This window comes from Salmonella sp. GDC200615 (genome assembly GCF_050574145.1).
Classification (GTDB): domain Bacteria; phylum Pseudomonadota; class Gammaproteobacteria; order Enterobacterales; family Enterobacteriaceae; genus Salmonella; species Salmonella enterica.
This window is the reverse complement of sequence record NZ_CP192247.1, coordinates 1915903-1931990: the sequence shown is the minus strand read 5'-3', so window position 1 is coordinate 1931990 and position 16088 is coordinate 1915903. Positions and strand designations below refer to the sequence as shown.

The window sequence follows — 16088 nt, the reverse complement described above, 5'->3', positions numbered from 1 at the left end:
TAAAAAAAGCCCCTCAGCCTGAGCGAATGAGGGGCTAACTTGCAGAGTACAGCTTTTTTATGCTTTGTTATTCAGAACCAGTTGGCCATTGCCGTCGAGGGGAATTTGCGTTCCGGGGTCTTTATCCATGCGGATTTTGCCCTGCTGATCGCCAATTTTGTAGGTCACGTCGTAGCCAAGCATCTTTTCAGATTTGTCATACACCGTCTTACAGCGTTGCTGCGTGGTAGTGTAAGTATCACTTTCCTGCATTGACCCCTGGATTTGATTGCCAGCATAACCGCCGCCCAGCGCCCCGACGACCGTCGCCACATCTTTACCACGACCGCCGCCAAATTGATGTCCAATCACGCCGCCTGCTACTGCGCCAAGCACCGAGCCGGCAATACGGTTTTCGTCCTGAACCGGTCTGCGATGCGTGACCGTGACATTACGGCACTCCTGACGCGGCGTTTTTACCGTCTCTTTAATCGGTTTAGCCGATATCACCTGCGCATATTGCGGACTACGATCAAATACGTTGAGACTGGCCACTGCCGCCACACCCAGCGCAGCCGCTACGCCAATCCCTATACCCGCCAACATTGATTTATTCACGGGAGCTCCTCCTTCGTTGCTATTGGTAACAATTTTGCAACCAGTATGCGAACAAAGCCAATCGGAATGAGGATGAAAAATGCGGGATGAGGCGGTAAAGCTGAAGGATTCGGACAACTCCGAAGCAAGAGATGGAGAAGCGCTCACCGGCGCGAGCAGCCGGTGAGGCGCAGAGAAATTAATGCAGTTTCAGACGCGGACGAATGACGCGGTTAATACTGCCCACCAGCATCATCAGGCCGGTTTTAAAGTATCCATGCAGCGCTATCTGGTGCATACGGTATAGCGAGATATACACGAAGCGGGCGATACGTCCTTCAATCATCATTGAACCGCGGGTCAGGTTCCCCATCAGACTACCCACGGTAGAGAAGTTGGACAGAGAGACCAGCGATCCATGATCTTTATACTGGTAAGCTTTCAGCGGTTTGCCATTCATCTGCGCCAGAATGTTATTCATCGCGCAGGTAGCCATCTGATGCGCCGCCTGAGCGCGAGGCGGCACAAAACCTCCCTCCGGACGTGCGCAGGAAGCGCAGTCGCCAATCGCATAAATATCAGGATCGCGCGTGGTTTGCAGCGTCGGTTCCACCACCAGTTGGTTAATGCGGTTCGTTTCCAGACCACCAATCTCTTTCATAAAATCTGGCGCTTTGATACCCGCCGCCCACACCATCAGATCGGCCTGAATATATTCACCTTCTTTCGTATGCAGACCGCCTTCGTCGGCGCTGGTGACCATAGTTTGCGTCAGCACGCGAACGCCCAGTTTGGTCAGTTCATTATGCGCGGCGCTGGAGATACGCGGCGGCAACGCAGGCAGAATACGCTCGCCAGCCTCAACCAACGTCACGTTCAGCGCGTCGTTGGTCAGCCCCTTATAACCATAGCTATGCAGCTGTTTTACCGCATTATGCAGTTCAGCCGACAGCTCAACCCCCGTCGCACCGCCGCCAACGATGGCGATATTGACCTTACCGTTCGCGCCCAGATTAGCCGAATACTTGAGGAACAGGTTCAGCATCTCCTGGTGAAAACGGCGCGCCTGATGCGGGTTATCGAGGAAGATACAGTGCTCTTTCACGCCCGGCGTGTTGAAATCATTAGAGGTGCTGCCCAGCGCCATCACCAGCGTGTCATACGCGATTTTGCGCTCCGGCACCAGCAGTTCGCCCTTTTCATCACGCAACTCGGCAATGGTGATGGTCTTCGCTTCGCGATCGATATCCATCACCGACCCCAGCTGGAACTGGAAACCATGATTACGCGCATGAGCCAGATAGCTCAGCGCATCCACGCCTTCGTCCAGAGAGCCAGTCGCCACTTCGTGCAGCAATGGTTTCCACAGATGGCTGTGATTTCTGTCTACCAGCGTGATTTTCGCTTTTTTCTTGCGCCCCAGTTTATGGCCTAACTGCGTCGCCATTTCCAGCCCGCCAGCGCCGCCGCCGACAATCACGATCTTTTTTAATGGTGTAGTCAACGTGACCCCCTTAAATTTATTAACCAATTGTTAATTAAAAGTTATTAGTATAGCCTTTAATTAACAACAAGTTACGTTAATGAGAATAAGCTTCTGATATGAGAATAGCATGAACGGTGCATTGGTCATACCAAAATTGATGTGCATCAAGTTTTCATGCTGAAAAGATAGACAGTTTGCGAGAATTGAGCATAAAAAAACCAGCCGCAAGGCTGGTTATCCGGTCACTGATAACGCCATATTGCCGGATGGCGTTATCCCAGCGTTTTAAACGCTTTGATACGTTGCAAATGCGGCGAAATATTTTTGAATTTGTGAGTCTGTTCCTCATCCCACACAATTTCATAATACGGGTGAAGCGCTTGCGCTGAGCGTTGGCTGTCCAGCGCTTCGTCATGACGCGAGAGGATCACCAGACAGCGATCGCGATTTTTTTCGCGAAAGTTGGTCACGCACTTTGTAGCGATGTCCGCATATTCTTCCGGGCGATCGATTTTCCCCTCCATGTTTTCATAGGGGAACAGGTTCGGGTTAAAAACCACCTGACGGATATCGCACAAAAAGCCAATCCGCTCCGCCCAGTAACCGCCCAGCCCCACGCCACAGATTAAAGGGCGCTCGTCCACATTCAACTGCAACATTTTGTCCACTTCTTTCAGCAGATGCTGCATATCGTGCTTAGGATGCCGCGTACTGTAGCTTACCAGCCGAACATCCGGGTCGATAAACTGTAATTGCAACACTTTTTCATGGTTGCCCGGACTATTTGAATCAAAACCGTGTAAATAAATAATCATCTGGCACCCTCACGAAAACTCGAGTTAATGACCTGCTTTTTCTTCCTGCCAGCGTTCATGTAACTGGTTGAGCTGGGCGCTGGCTGTTTTCCAGCGTGCTGAGTCCATGAGCTCCCGGCGTGAAAATGAACCTTTATGATACAAACGTGTAACACGTTCTGCTTTGATCGGCGACAGATTATCCAGCACGCTGACTGCGCCTTTACGATTATTGCAGACCAGAATCATATCGCAACCCGCATCCAGCGACGCCTGAGCGCGCTCAGCATAGCTGCCCATAATCGCCGCGCCCTCCATCGACAGATCGTCGGAGAAAATGACGCCATCAAAGCCTAACTCCTGACGCAGCACCGTTTTCAGCCAGTACGGCGAACCGCTTGCCGGACGCGGATCGATAGCGCGGTAGATCACGTGCGCAGGCATAATCGCATCCAGTTTATTCTCGCTAATCAGCGTGCGGAACACCGACATATCTTTGCCACGGATGTCCGTTTCAGGACGTGGATCGCACGGCGTCTCTTTGTGGGAGTCCGCCGTGACCGCGCCGTGGCCGGGGAAATGCTTACCGGTCGTTTTCATCCCGGCGTCATGCATACCGTCAATAAAGCGTGTTGCCATTGCCAACGCTTTTGCGGGATCGGCATGATAAGAACGCTCGCCAATTGCCGCGCTGATATGCCCGACGTCCAGCACTGGCGCAAAACTGATATCAATATCCATCGCGATCATTTCGCTGGCCATCAGCCACCCAGCCTCCTGCGCCAGTCGCCCCCCCTCTTCCAGCCCATGCAGCGCAAAAAAAGATTGCGCCGCGGGCAGGCGGGTAAACCCTTCACGGAAACGCTGTACGCGCCCGCCTTCCTGATCGACGGCCACCACCAGATGGTTACGCGATGCCGCCCGAATCTGGCGCACTAATTCGCGCAGCTGTTCCGGGTCATGGTAATTACGCGTGAACAGAATAAGCCCGCCAACCAGCGGATGCGCCAGTATCTCGCGCTCCTCCGCATCCAGCTCACATCCTTCGACATTCAACATTACTGGGCCCACACTGCTCTCCTTATCCTTTCATACGTAGCTGGCGCCAGGTTTCATCGGCCAGCCTGATAAATTGTTGCTCGCCAGTTTGTCGCCAGCGGTATTCGAACCACCCTGCTTTTAGCATAATGACCCAGGGGTGCCATAATCGTATCTGTCGCCATAGCTGCCGGGCGTCGATTCGCGCGCACGCTGCATACGCGTCTGCCAGTTGTCGGTGCTGGCGTTCATCCTCAACCCATACTGCCGCCAGCTCCAACGCAATATCGCCGTCGCCGGCATACTCCCAGTCAATCAGTCTCAACCCGGCGGACGTTAATACTATATTGTCGCCATGGACATCCATATGCAAAGGCGCGAGCCGCAGCGGGCGAGGTTCACCGTTTTTTTGCAACTGTTTGAGCCGCCGCAACCAAAACGGCGTACGCCTCGCCGGATCGCAACACGACCAGTACTGCGCCAATAGTGGCGATAGCGCGATACGCCAGCCAAAACGCGGCTGTTGATGCAAATGATACAGTAAGGCCGCCAGTTCGTCGGCATCTGGCAGAGCGGAATTTACCACACCATGCAGATATTCTACCGCCATCCAGCCCGGCGTATAAAAAAGCGCTCGCGGCGCAAGACTGGCCGGCAATTGGGATAAGGCGCGGTAATGACGTAAAAAATGGGCTGGTGGAGCGTCGGGGTCGTGATGACGGCGCAGCACGATACGGTGAGTATCGTGGGCAATAATACAGCTCCCGCCGCTTAGCCCCTGCGATGCGGCGACGGCGGGACGATACTGGGGAAAATAGCGCGACAGGATCTCGTCGCGCGTTAAGGGATTATTGTTGTTGGACCGCACCTTTACCTGACCAGATTATCTCGCCCATTTGCACCAGCATTAACTGCATCTGTAATGCAGGCGCGTTAACGTTACCGGATGCGCTGGAGTAAAGTACATATTGCGCCCCGACATTGCGCGCAATGCCAATAGCTTTACTGCGCGTTCCCAGACTATCCTGCGGAGACAACCCTAACTGCTGTTTTGCCATCGAGAGTTGCTGTACGGAGACCAGCGTAAATTTACCGTTGTTCGCCAGCGCATTACGTAACGTTTCCGTTGCCTCGTTCGCATTTAACGACCCATTCGTCCGGTTATTCACGCTGTCGACAAGCAATACGCTTCCGGCCGTCACGCCATCAGCCTGCAACATTTTGCTGACCAGCGGTTGCATCGCGCCGTTCCAGTCATAGTGGCGCACCTTAGGCGCTGGCTGGCCCGTTTGATCTTCATGTTCGATCGGCCCCGGTTGCTGTAGAATGGTTGGCACAGACGGCACAACAGGAGGTTGCGGTGGCTGCGCGGGTTGTTCTGGCGCTGGTTTTACCTCTTCAACTGGCGCAGGTTGACGTTGCGCCATACACCCGGAGAGAAATATCGCCAGCGCAGCAATGGCGGCGTAGCGATGCATTTTTGTCATCAAAATTCACTCCTCACAAATAAAGATAAAGCCTGACCTTATGCGCCCCCAGATAATTGGCGCTGCCAAATAGCGTTACCGACGAACGCGCGGGTATGGTTACGCTACGCGGCGCCTCCAGCGGATGCATCTCCAGCCCCCGCGCGTCATACCAGTAAAACCGATAATGAACGGTTATGGGCTCTTGCCTTTCGTTATAGACGCGGGAAGAGGCTGATGGCTGGATATCAGACGCCGTCAGTTCAGGCGGCTCTGCGGTGACGCCCGCCGCCAGAACCGTGGACTCCATCACCAGCGACTGCGCGTCGCTTACCGGAATTTCAGGGTGTGACCGGCAGCCGGTAAGCAGCAGCAAGCCCAGAGAAACCGCGATGCATCCTTTGATCATACTTACAAGCCTTTATGCGCCAGCATCGGGCCTAGCGGGCGGCCGCCCAGTAGGTGCATATGGATATGATAAACCTCCTGGCCCCCATGACGGTTGGTATTCATGATTAAACGATACCCATCTTCGGCAATGCCTTCCTGTTCGGCGATTTTCGCCGCCACGGTGATCATCCGACCTAACGCCTGTTCATGTTCCGCCGTCACGTCATTGACGGTTGGGATCAGGATATTGGGAATAATCAAGATATGCGTCGGCGCCTGCGGTGAAATATCACGAAAGGCGGTGACCAGCTCATCCTGATAAACGATATCCGAAGGGATTTCACGACGAATAATTTTGCTGAATATAGTTTCTTCTGCCACGACGTTTTCCTTTTTCATAATAGCCCTTGCAGCGCACATGCTACGCCGAGCCATACTGCGAGTATAGAGTATGAGCGAGTTACCGACGCTCTTTCAACTTTAACCCACGATATATTAAGCGAAAAATGACTACATGCTGGACTTACCGCCATATCCCCCTGCCATGACGCCTTTGTACGCTTAAAAAATATTTCTAGTTTCCCTGGTTATACCGTTTTACACATTTAATACAAATGCGTATATTTCTCATTTGCATTTTTATACACATTAACTAGCAAAGAATGAAAAGGTTCAACGTCATACGTCCTGAACTTACCCCAATAACAAGCAAGGATTTTCAGATGTCTTTCATTCAATACCGCCGGGACAAACACCTTCCGTCCACCGCCGCACCGTCGCTGTTAGCTATGGGTATGGCGATGGCATTTATGCCTGCCGCCTTCGCGGCTGAGGATACCGTTATTGTCGAAGGCGCGACGACCGCTGACGCCGTAAACCGCGAAGAACAGGATTACAGCGTGAAAACGACCGCAGCGGGCACCAAAATGCCGATGACTCAGCGCGATATCCCGCAGTCGGTCAGTATTGTCAGCCAGCAGCGTATGGAAGACCAGCAGTTGCAAACCCTGGGCGAAGTGATGACCAATACGCTAGGGATCAGCGGAAGCCAGGCTGACTCCGATCGCATCAGCTATTACTCGCGCGGGTTTGAAATTGACAACTATATGGTTGACGGTATTCCAACGTATTTTGAGTCCCGCTGGAATCTGGGCGATGCGCTAACGGATACCGCGCTGTATGAGCGCGTGGAGGTGGTTCGCGGCGCGAATGGGCTGATGACCGGGACCGGTAATCCTTCGGCCTCAATTAATATGATCCGTAAACACGCCACCAGTCGGGAGTTCAAAGGTAACGTTTCCACAGAATACGGTAGCTGGAATAAGCAGCGTTACGCAAAGTCCGCTCACCGCGGACGGCAATGTCCGTGGGCGCATCGTGGCGGGTTATCAGAATAATGATTCCTGGCTGGACCGCTATAACAGTGAGAAAGCGTTCTTTTCCGGAATTGTCGATGCCGATCTGGGTACAACCACCAACCTTTCAGCCGGTTATGAATATCAAAAAATTGATGTCAACAGCCCAACCTGGGGCGGTCTGCCGCGCTGGAACACCGATGGCAGCAAAAATAGCTATGACCGCGCGCGTAGTACCGCCCCGGACTGGGCTTATAACAACAAAGAGATAAATAAATTCTTCGTCACGCTTAAACAGCGTTTTGCCGAAAGCTGGCAGGCGACCCTGAATGCGACCCATACTGAGGTCAAATTCGACAGTAAAATGATGTATATCGATGCGTTAGTCGATAAAGAGACAGGTACGCTGGTGAGTCCTTATGGCGCAAGCTACCCCGTGGTCGGCGGTACGGGCTGGAACAGCGGCAAGCGCAAAGTAGATGCCATAGATCTCTTTGCCGATGGCGCTTATGAGCTGTTTGGCCGTCAGCACAATATGATGTTTGGCGGCAGTTATAGTAAACAGAATAACCGCTATTTTAGCGCCTGGGCGAACGTCTTTCCGGACGACATTGGCAACTTCAGCGCCTTTAACGGTAATTTCCCCCAAACCCACTGGGCGCCACAAAATCTGGCGCAGGACGATACCACGCATATGAAATCGCTGTATGCCACTACGCGCATTTCGCTGGCCGACCCGCTGCATCTGATTCTCGGCGCTCGTTATACCAACTGGCGTGTTGATACACTGACCTACAGCATGGAGAAAAACCATACCACGCCGTATGCCGGGCTGATTTATGATATCAACGACAACTGGTCCGCTTATGCCAGTTATACCTCTATCTTTCAGCCGCAGAATAAACGCGACAAAGCGGGTCAATATCTGGCTCCGATTACCGGTAATAACTATGAAGCGGGTCTGAAGTCCGACTGGATGAACAGTCGCCTCACCACCACGTTGTCCGTGTTCCGCATTGAGCAGAATAACGTCGCTCAGGCAACCACTATTCCCATCCCTGGCAGTAATGGGGAGTTTGCCTGGAAGTCTACTGACGGAACGGTGAGCAAAGGCGTCGAATTTGAAGTGAACGGCGCAATTACCGATAACTGGCAGATGACTTTCGGGGCTACCCGGTATGTTGCCGAGGACAATGAAGGTAACGCCGTGAACCCTAATCTCCCGCGCACCAGCGTGAAGTTATTCACCCGCTATCGTCTGCCGGCGATACCGGAGCTGACGGTCGGCGGCGGCGTGAACTGGCAGAATCGGGTTTACAAAGATACCACGACGCCGTACGGCACTTTCCGCGCCGAACAGGGCAGCTATGCGCTGGTCGATCTGTTTACCCGCTATCAGGTGACGAAAAATTTCTCCGTACAGGGAAACATCAACAACCTGTTTGATAAAACCTACGACACCAATATTGATGGTTCCATTGTTTACGGCGCGCCGCGTAACGTCAGCCTCACCGCCAATTATCAGTTCTGACAGACTGTCGGAGAGCGGCATGTAAAGCGCCATTAAAAAAGGCAGCCGAATGGCTGCCTTTTTTCTCCCCAACATCATTACTGCTTAGCTGTTACGGATGTACTCATCCATTTCCGTTTTCAGGTTATCGGATTTCGTACCGAAAATAGCCTGAACGCCGGAACCCGCGACGACAACGCCTGCCGCACCCAGTTTCTTCAGGCCAGCCTGATCCACTTTCGCTACATCGGCTACGCTCACGCGCAGACGCGTGATACAGGCATCCAGGTTAGTGATGTTCTCTTTACCGCCAAACGCCGCAACCAAAGCCGGCGCCATTTCGCTGGTCGCGCCCGCTTTTGCGTCATCAGTAGTGTCTTCACGACCCGGCGTTTTCAGATCCAGCGCTTTGATCAGCACACGGAACACGGTGTAGTACACAATCGCATAACCGGCACCAACAATCGGGAACAGCCACAATTTGCTGCTGTTACCGGACAGCACGATAAAGTCGATCAGACCGTGGGAGAACGACGTACCGTCACGCATCCCCAGCAGGATACAGATCGGGAATGCCAGACCTGCCAGAATCGCGTGAATGATGTACAGGATCGGCGCCACGAACATGAAGGAGAACTCGATAGGCTCGGTAATACCCGTCAAAAACGAGGTCAGCGCGGCGGAAATCATGATACCGCCCACTTTTGCGCGGTTTTCCGGTTTAGCAGAGTGCCAGATAGCAATGGCCGCAGCCGGCAGACCGTACATTTTGAACAGGAAGCCGCCAGACAACATACCCGCCGTCGGGTCGCCCGCCATATAGCGCGGAATGTCGCCGTGGAATACCTGACCCGCTGCGTTGGTGTATTCGCCGATCTGCATCTGGAAAGGAGCGTTCCAGATATGATGCAGACCAAACGGCACCAGGCAACGCTCGATAAAACCGTAAATACCAAACGCGACAACCGGATTCTGATAAGCCGCCCACTGCGAGAACGCCTGGATAGCCGTACCGATTGGCGGCCATACGAAAGACAGCACCACACCGGTAAAAATAGCGGCCAGACCCGAAATGATCGGCACGAAGCGTTTGCCCGCAAAGAAGCCCAGATACTCAGGCAGTTTGATACGGTAGAAGCGGTTAAACATATACGCTGCGATCGCACCGGAGATAATCCCCCCGAGAACACCCGTATCAGCAAGGTGTTTAGCGGCGATCTCTTCAGCAGGTAAATGCAGAACCAGCGGCGCAACCACAGCCATGGTTTTCACCATGATGCCATACGCTACTACCGCCGCCAGAGCCGAAACGCCGTCGTTGTTGGTGAAGCCCAACGCCACGCCGATAGCGAAAATCAGCGGCATATTGGCAAAAACAGATCCGCCCGCTTCTGCCATAACGTGCGATACAACGGCTGGCAGCCAGCTGAAGTTAGCGGAACCGACACCCAGCAGGATACCTGCGATAGGGAGTACGGATACCGGCAGCATCAGCGATTTACCGACCTTTTGCAGGTTAGCAAATGCATTCTTAAACATAATTGAGAGTGCTCCTGAGTATTTGTGCTTTTCTACGTTCTCACGCATTGGCGAGGGGGGAGAACCCCGCCGTGGACAGGACATCTAAGTGCCCTTTTATTTATTACACAGAGTAAAATAAATACGTCTGATTTTGTTTGACGGCTATCACGTTTCAGCGCCAGATAGCCTAAAAAGTATCACATTCTGCCAAAATGAGTTTCCGAATGTTTCCACAAGCTCGTTCACCGCCCCTTTTGTGGCGGTGAACTTTACGCGCTTTGCTTATTAATTACGAGCTTTAAAAAAACTCGTTTAACGGATTGATGACAGGCGAGACGCGTCAATATGGAACAGGCGAGCAAAGTTATCGGTGGTGATCTGCGCCAGTTCTTCAACGGCAACCCCTTTCAATACCGCCATATATTCTGCGACGTCGCGTACCATCGCAGGCTGGTTCTCTTTACCGCGATGCGGCACCGGCGCCAGATAAGGAGAATCGGTCTCGACTAATAACCGATCCAGCGGCACATAGCGCGCCGCATCACGCAACTGTTCAGCGTTACGGAACGTTACGATGCCGGAAAAAGAGATATAAAACCCCAGATCCAGCAATTTGCCGGCCGTTTCTCTGTCTTCTGTAAAACAGTGTAGTACGCCGCCGCAATCCGTCACTTTTTCTTCGCGCAGGATAGCCAGCGTATCGGCACGCGCGTCGCGAGTATGGACAATCACCGGTTTATGCAATTCGCGGCCAATCTGGATATGATGAATAAAAGACGCCTGCTGGCGGATTTTGGTCTCAGGCGTGTAAAAGTAATCAAGCCCGGTCTCGCCCATCGCCACCACATCGTCTTCTGCAGCAAGGAGGCGCAGTTCTTCTACGTCATATGCTTCATCCTGATTTAACGGATGCACGCCGCAGGAAAAGACCACATTATCGCGCTTGCCCACCAGCTCGCGCATATGGCGATACCCCGGCAGCGTCGTCGCCACCGCTAAACAGAACTTCACATCGCGCGCGGCGGCTTTCGCCAGCACATCGTCCACGTCCTTATGCAAAGATTGATAATCCAGACCATCAAGATGGCAGTGTGAGTCGACTAAAAACATAATGTCTCTCTCAAAGATGAGGAACAGGCAACAAGGTGCCTGGTTGCAGGTAATGCTCGATGCGGAGAATGAGATCGGTTAATACCAGTTCGCGATTTAATCCGGTCACATGAAGTAATTGATCACGACAATGGCAAACATCGTTCAGGATTGCCTGAATACGCGCCGGGGATAGCGGCCCCGCCAGCGCGGCAACAACCGCGTCCGCATCAACGTTTGTCAGGTACGACGCGCCGTGCTGACGTTTCAGCGCGTCTACCAGCAGCGTCGCCAGCAAATGCAGGCGCGCCGGGGCTTGCTCATGATTGAGCGCCGTTAATAACGCATACCAGTCGCCCGTATGTAAACTGTCCATCAACGCCTGACACAGCGCCTCACGCTGCGCCCAACGTTCAGACTGCAACAGCGCCAGCGCGGCGCCGGGCGACCCCGCATTCAGGCGTAGCGCCGTGAGCAATGCTTCTTGTGACGCCGTCACTTCTCGCGACAGCCATGACATCGCATACGATTCGGACGGCGCCGCCAGATGATGCAGCCGACAGCGGCTACGTAATGTCGCCAACAGACGAGCAGGCTCCGGGCTGGCAAGGAAAAACCAGGTTTGCTCCGGCGGCTCTTCCAGCGTTTTGAGCAACACATTGGCGGCGGCGTCGGTTAATAGCGCCGCATCCGCAATCCACACCACCTTCGCGCCGCCCAGACGGGAGTGCTCGTACAATTTCTCGCTGACCTCGCGTACCGCATCTACGCCGAGGCTGCTTTTGCCTTTATCCGGCGTCAGCGTGTAATAGTCCGGATGCGTGCCAGCCTGCATAAGCTGACAACCACGGCAATGCCCACAGCTTTTGTGGCCCTCAGGCTGCTGGCATAACAGATAACGGCTCAGCGCATAGCACAGCGCCTCGTCGCCCATGCCAGGTAAGGCCTGAATCAGTAGCGCATGGTGCCCACGTCCCGCCTGGTAACTTTCTACCAGTTTTTCATAGGCGGGCCGTAACCATGAATACCATTTCATGCCGCTTGCTCCTGCACCCACTTCGTCACCGTGGCGCGAATGTCGCGCATGACGGCATCCAGCGGCTGGGTCGCGTCAATGGTGCGGATACGCGAGTCTTGCGCCGCCAGTTCCAGATAGCGCGCGCGAGTCCGGTTAAAGAAATCAAAAGATTCCTGCTCAATGCGATCCAAATCGCCGCGCGCTCTGGCGCGTTTTAGCCCGACTTCCGGCGTGACATCCAGATACAGCGTCAGGTCAGGACGAAAATCGCCCAGCACGGCATCGCGTAGTGTCGCCAGCATGGTTTGATCAATGCCGCGCCCTCCCCCCTGATACGCCTGGGTCGAGAGATCGTGGCGATCGCCGATCACCCATATGCCTTGCGCCAGCGCGGGTTTGATTACCGTTTCGACGAGCTGTACGCGAGCGGCATAAAACATCAGCACTTCCGCTTTATCGGTAATCACTTCGTCGCCTACCGATCGGATATCCAGCACCAGACTTCTTAGCTTTTCGGCAAGTTGCGTCCCGCCCGGCTCTCGGGTAAAAATCATATTACGAATACCCAGTTGCTCAAGGGTCTCCACCACCACGTCGCGCGCAGTGGTTTTTCCGGCGCCTTCCAGGCCCTCGATGACGATATAATTACTGCCCATTTTTTTCCTTAAGCACTTTCAGGTACTCCTGCACTGACCGATTATGGCTGGCAAGATTGGTGTTAAATGTGTGACCGCCTTTACCGTCGGCCACAAAATAGAGATACGGCGTTTTCGCCGGATGCGCCGCCGCCTGCAATGACGCTTCGCTGGGCGATGCAATCGGTCCTGGCGGCAGCCCGGTTATGGTATACGTGTTATAAGCCGTCGGCTTTTCCAGATCCGCACGCGACAAGTTACCATTATAACTCGTCCCCATTCCGTAAATCACGGTGGGATCGGTCTGAAGGCGCATACCGATTCTCAGGCGATTAATAAAGACTGAGGCCACCTGATCGCGTTCGCTGGCGACAGCCGTTTCTTTTTCAATAATCGAGGCCATTGTCACCAGTTGGTTCTGATCTTTATAAGGCAGCCCCTCGGCCCGGCCTTTCCAGACAGTATCGACAGCTTTCACCATCTTTTGGTGCGCTCGCTTGAGAATAGCGACATCGCTGGTGTTGGCGGTATACATCCAGGTATCGGGCCAGAACCACCCTTCTACCCATTCCGGATGCGCAAGCTTTAATGCCTGAGCGACAGTGGCGTAGTCATCATCCGGCAATGTATGGCGAATATACGGCGCCTCTCGTAACTGTTTCAGGTAATCGCTAAGGCGCATCCCTTCCACAAACCGCAACGGGAATTGCGCTTCTTTGCCGCTCTCCAGCAACTCAAGCATCTCCCGTACGGTCATCCCCGGCGTAAAACGGTAAGTTCCCGCTTTAAAGTGCGATAACTCAGGCTCCACGCGCAGCAGCCACTGAAATACCCGGGGGCGATTAATGATTTTTTCATCATAAAGCTGGTCGCCAAGCGCCAGCCGCCCCGTTCCCGCCTTGAGCGTAAAGATAGTCTCGTTTTTAATAAGTAACGTGCTGTTCTCCAGATGGCGAACTTTCCACATCCCCACGCCCGCGGCAATACCCAGCACAACCAACAGCAGAAGGAAAACGCCTGACAATTTTTTCATAACTAATTCGGATGCTCACAAAATGGGGCTAAAAATTGAAACAGTGTTCGCGAAGAATACGACGTCCCGTGATAGGCGCGTATGGGAATAATCGGCATTAGCGCGTTGCAAATGATAATCTCATCCGCCTGCCTGACTGCCTCCTCTCTCGCCTGTACTTCAAGAACCTGGAAAGGAGATTGCGCCAGTTGGCGTAAACAAAATTGTCGCATAATGCCGTTCACCCCGGCCTGATCCAGACGCGGCGTAAAAACAATGTCGCCTGTACGCCAGAACAAATTAGCCGCACAGCATTCCGTAACCCATCCCTCGCTGTCAAGAACCAGCGCCTCATCGGCGTCCGTCTGCTCAAGATGAGAGCGAATCAACACCTGTTCGAGGCGGTTCAGATGTTTTAATCCGGCAAGATAAGGATTGCGCCCAAGCGGTATGGGACTAAGGGTAAGAGTGATGCCTTGCTTACGCCACTGAGAATAATAAGCGGGATAAGCAGAAACGGAGAGGATTCGGGTAGCTGCCTGACAATTCATGGCGCTGTATCCCCGGCCACCGCTACCACGGCTAATGATCACTTTCAACACGCCTGAATCATGCCCTGTGGCCAACATTGTCATCTCTTGCCGAAGGGTCGCCCAATGGCTAAAAGCGATCCGTAATTTTTCACAGGCAACCTGCAAGCGCTGAAGATGCGCTTCCAGATGGCAAATGTTGCCATCAACAATACGTGCGGTCGTAAAACTGCCATCGCCGAACTGCGTCGCCCGGTCGCTTACAGCAAGTTGATCCTGCGCATGGCCATTAATTAAAAACATAGTGGCTCCTTATCCGTCGCCTGCTAGTGTGGCAGGATGAATAACGCAGAACAAGAGGTGATATGCCTGATAAAAAAGGCCCGACAAGCGGACCTTTTTATTAATGTCTGTCTCTGGCTTAACTTAGATCTTTTTAAAAATCAAGGAACCGTTAGTTCCGCCAAAGCCAAAGGAGTTACACAGAGCGTACTCCAGATCGCTGACCTGGCGCGCTTCATGCGGCACGAAGTCCAGATCGCAACCTTCATCCGGGTTATCCAGATTAATGGTTGGCGGAATGGCCTGATCGCGTAACGCCAGAATAGAGAAAATAGACTCTACTGCGCCTGCGGCGCCCAACAGATGGCCGGTCATCGATTTGGTCGAGCTCACCATCACTCGGCTTGCGGCATCGCCAAAGACTGACTTAACCGCCTGCGTCTCAGCTTTGTCGCCGGCAGGCGTCGACGTGCCGTGCGCGTTGACGTAGCCAATCTGAGCAGGCTCAATCGCGGCATCACGCAACGCGTTAACCATCGCCAGCGCAGCGCCTGCGCCATTTTCCGGCGGCGACGTCATATGGTAAGCATCGCTGCTCATACCAAAGCCGACGATTTCAGCATAGATTTTCGCACCACGCGCTTTCGCATGTTCGTACTCTTCAAGCACCAACATACCGGCACCGTCGCCCAGTACAAAACCATCGCGTTCTTTATCCCACGGACGGCTCGCCGCCTGTGGGTTATCGTTGCGGGTCGACAGCGCGCGCGCTGCGCCAAAACCGCCTACACCCAGCGGCGTACTGGCTTTTTCTGCGCCACCTGCCACCATCGCGTCCGCATCGCCATAGGCGATGATACGCGCGGCATGGCCGATGTTATGCACGCCTGAAGTACAGGCAGTCGCAATAGAGATGCTTGGCCCACGCAGGCCATACATGATAGTCAGATGGCCTGCTACCATGTTAACAATCGTCGACGGGACAAAGAACGGGCTAATCTTACGCGGTCCGCCTTTTACCAGCGAACTGTGGTTTTCTTCGATCAGACCGAGACCACCGATACCGGAGCCGATAGCGGCGCCAATACGGCTTGCGTTCTCTTCCGTCACTTCAAGGCCAGAATCCTGCATGGCCTGTACGCCAGCGACAATTCCATATTGAATGAAGGCATCCATCTTGCGCTGTTCTTTGCGCGAGATAATGTCATCACAGTTAAAATCCTTTACTAAGCCAGCAAATTTCGTTGCATAGGCGCTAGTATCGAAATGGTCGATCAGGCTGATGCCACTCTGACCGGCAAGGAGAGCTTTCCAGGTAGACTCTACGGTATTGCCGACAGGAGACAACATGCCCAGTCCGGTCACAACTACACGACGCTTAGACAC

General features: G+C 53.5%; 15 protein-coding genes and 1 pseudogene. 1 reads left to right on the top strand and 15 read right to left on the bottom strand.

Features of this window, described 5'->3' with window-relative positions; genetic code table 11:
* Positions 1-57: 57 nt before the first annotated feature.
* From ACQ29O_RS09115 to hinT, 8 genes are all read right to left on the bottom strand, one after another.
* Complete coding sequence (locus ACQ29O_RS09115; protein WP_001043452.1) at positions 58-597, bottom strand: glycine zipper 2TM domain-containing protein; 540 nt, start codon at positions 595-597, stop codon at positions 58-60.
* Between the two features lie 178 nt (positions 598-775).
* Positions 776-2080, bottom strand: a complete 1305-nt coding sequence (ndh, locus tag ACQ29O_RS09110; RefSeq protein ID WP_000211053.1) for an NADH-quinone dehydrogenase — start codon at positions 2078-2080, stop codon at positions 776-778.
* Between the two features lie 254 nt (positions 2081-2334).
* Positions 2335-2877 (bottom strand): alpha/beta hydrolase YcfP, encoded by a 543-nt coding sequence (gene ycfP, locus ACQ29O_RS09105; RefSeq protein WP_000587945.1) that lies wholly within the window; start codon positions 2875-2877, stop codon positions 2335-2337.
* 24 nt (positions 2878-2901) lie between these two features.
* Positions 2902-3927: a beta-N-acetylhexosaminidase gene (gene nagZ, locus ACQ29O_RS09100; protein ID WP_000529340.1), complete on the bottom strand. Its 1026-nt coding sequence runs from the start codon at positions 3925-3927 to the stop codon at positions 2902-2904.
* Positions 3928-3937: 10 nt separating this feature from the next.
* Positions 3938-4762: a thiamine kinase gene (gene thiK, locus ACQ29O_RS09095; RefSeq protein WP_001257325.1), complete on the bottom strand. Its 825-nt coding sequence runs from the start codon at positions 4760-4762 to the stop codon at positions 3938-3940.
* Positions 4743-5381: a penicillin-binding protein activator LpoB gene (lpoB, locus tag ACQ29O_RS09090; protein ID WP_000164350.1), complete on the bottom strand. Its 639-nt coding sequence runs from the start codon at positions 5379-5381 to the stop codon at positions 4743-4745. Before lpoB ends, thiK begins: the two co-directional genes overlap by 20 nt.
* Before the next feature lie 13 nt (positions 5382-5394).
* The gene (locus ACQ29O_RS09085) at positions 5395-5769 is read right to left on the bottom strand and encodes a YcfL family protein (protein WP_000589563.1); all 375 of its coding nucleotides are present in this window, start codon (positions 5767-5769) and stop codon (positions 5395-5397) included.
* Positions 5770-5771: 2 nt separating this feature from the next.
* Positions 5772-6131 (bottom strand): purine nucleoside phosphoramidase, encoded by a 360-nt coding sequence (hinT, locus tag ACQ29O_RS09080; RefSeq protein ID WP_001532068.1) that lies wholly within the window; start codon positions 6129-6131, stop codon positions 5772-5774.
* A 341-nt stretch (positions 6132-6472) separates the two neighbouring features.
* On the opposite strand from hinT, the pseudogene fhuE reads away from it, so the two are divergent.
* Positions 6473-8636: pseudogene (gene fhuE, locus ACQ29O_RS09075) on the top strand (ferric-rhodotorulic acid/ferric-coprogen receptor FhuE).
* Between the two features lie 84 nt (positions 8637-8720).
* On the opposite strand, the gene ptsG reads toward fhuE, so the two are convergent.
* The 7 genes from ptsG to fabF all read right to left on the bottom strand — a co-directional run bounded on the left by ptsG (position 8721) and on the right by fabF (position 16088).
* Entirely contained in the window at positions 8721-10154 is a 1434-nt protein-coding gene (gene ptsG, locus ACQ29O_RS09070; protein WP_000475700.1) for a PTS glucose transporter subunit IIBC, read from the bottom strand.
* Positions 10155-10448: 294 nt separating this feature from the next.
* Positions 10449-11246, bottom strand: a complete 798-nt coding sequence (locus ACQ29O_RS09065; RefSeq protein ID WP_000480268.1) for a metal-dependent hydrolase — start codon at positions 11244-11246, stop codon at positions 10449-10451.
* Between the two features lie 10 nt (positions 11247-11256).
* Positions 11257-12261: a DNA polymerase III subunit delta' gene (gene holB / locus ACQ29O_RS09060; protein WP_020936939.1), complete on the bottom strand. Its 1005-nt coding sequence runs from the start codon at positions 12259-12261 to the stop codon at positions 11257-11259.
* Positions 12258-12899 carry a dTMP kinase gene (gene tmk / locus ACQ29O_RS09055; RefSeq protein ID WP_000535396.1) on the bottom strand — a complete coding sequence of 214 codons (642 nt, stop codon included), beginning with the start codon at positions 12897-12899 and terminating at the stop codon, positions 12258-12260. Before tmk ends, holB begins: the two co-directional genes overlap by 4 nt.
* Entirely contained in the window at positions 12889-13911 is a 1023-nt protein-coding gene (gene yceG, locus ACQ29O_RS09050) for a cell division protein YceG (RefSeq protein WP_000736467.1), read from the bottom strand. The genes tmk and yceG overlap by 11 nt, the downstream gene beginning before the upstream one ends.
* A 2-nt stretch (positions 13912-13913) precedes the next feature.
* Complete coding sequence (gene pabC / locus ACQ29O_RS09045) at positions 13914-14723, bottom strand: aminodeoxychorismate lyase (protein ID WP_000478653.1); 810 nt, start codon at positions 14721-14723, stop codon at positions 13914-13916.
* A gap of 123 nt (positions 14724-14846) precedes the next feature.
* Positions 14847-16088 (bottom strand): beta-ketoacyl-ACP synthase II, encoded by a 1242-nt coding sequence (fabF, locus tag ACQ29O_RS09040; RefSeq protein ID WP_000044664.1) that lies wholly within the window; start codon positions 16086-16088, stop codon positions 14847-14849.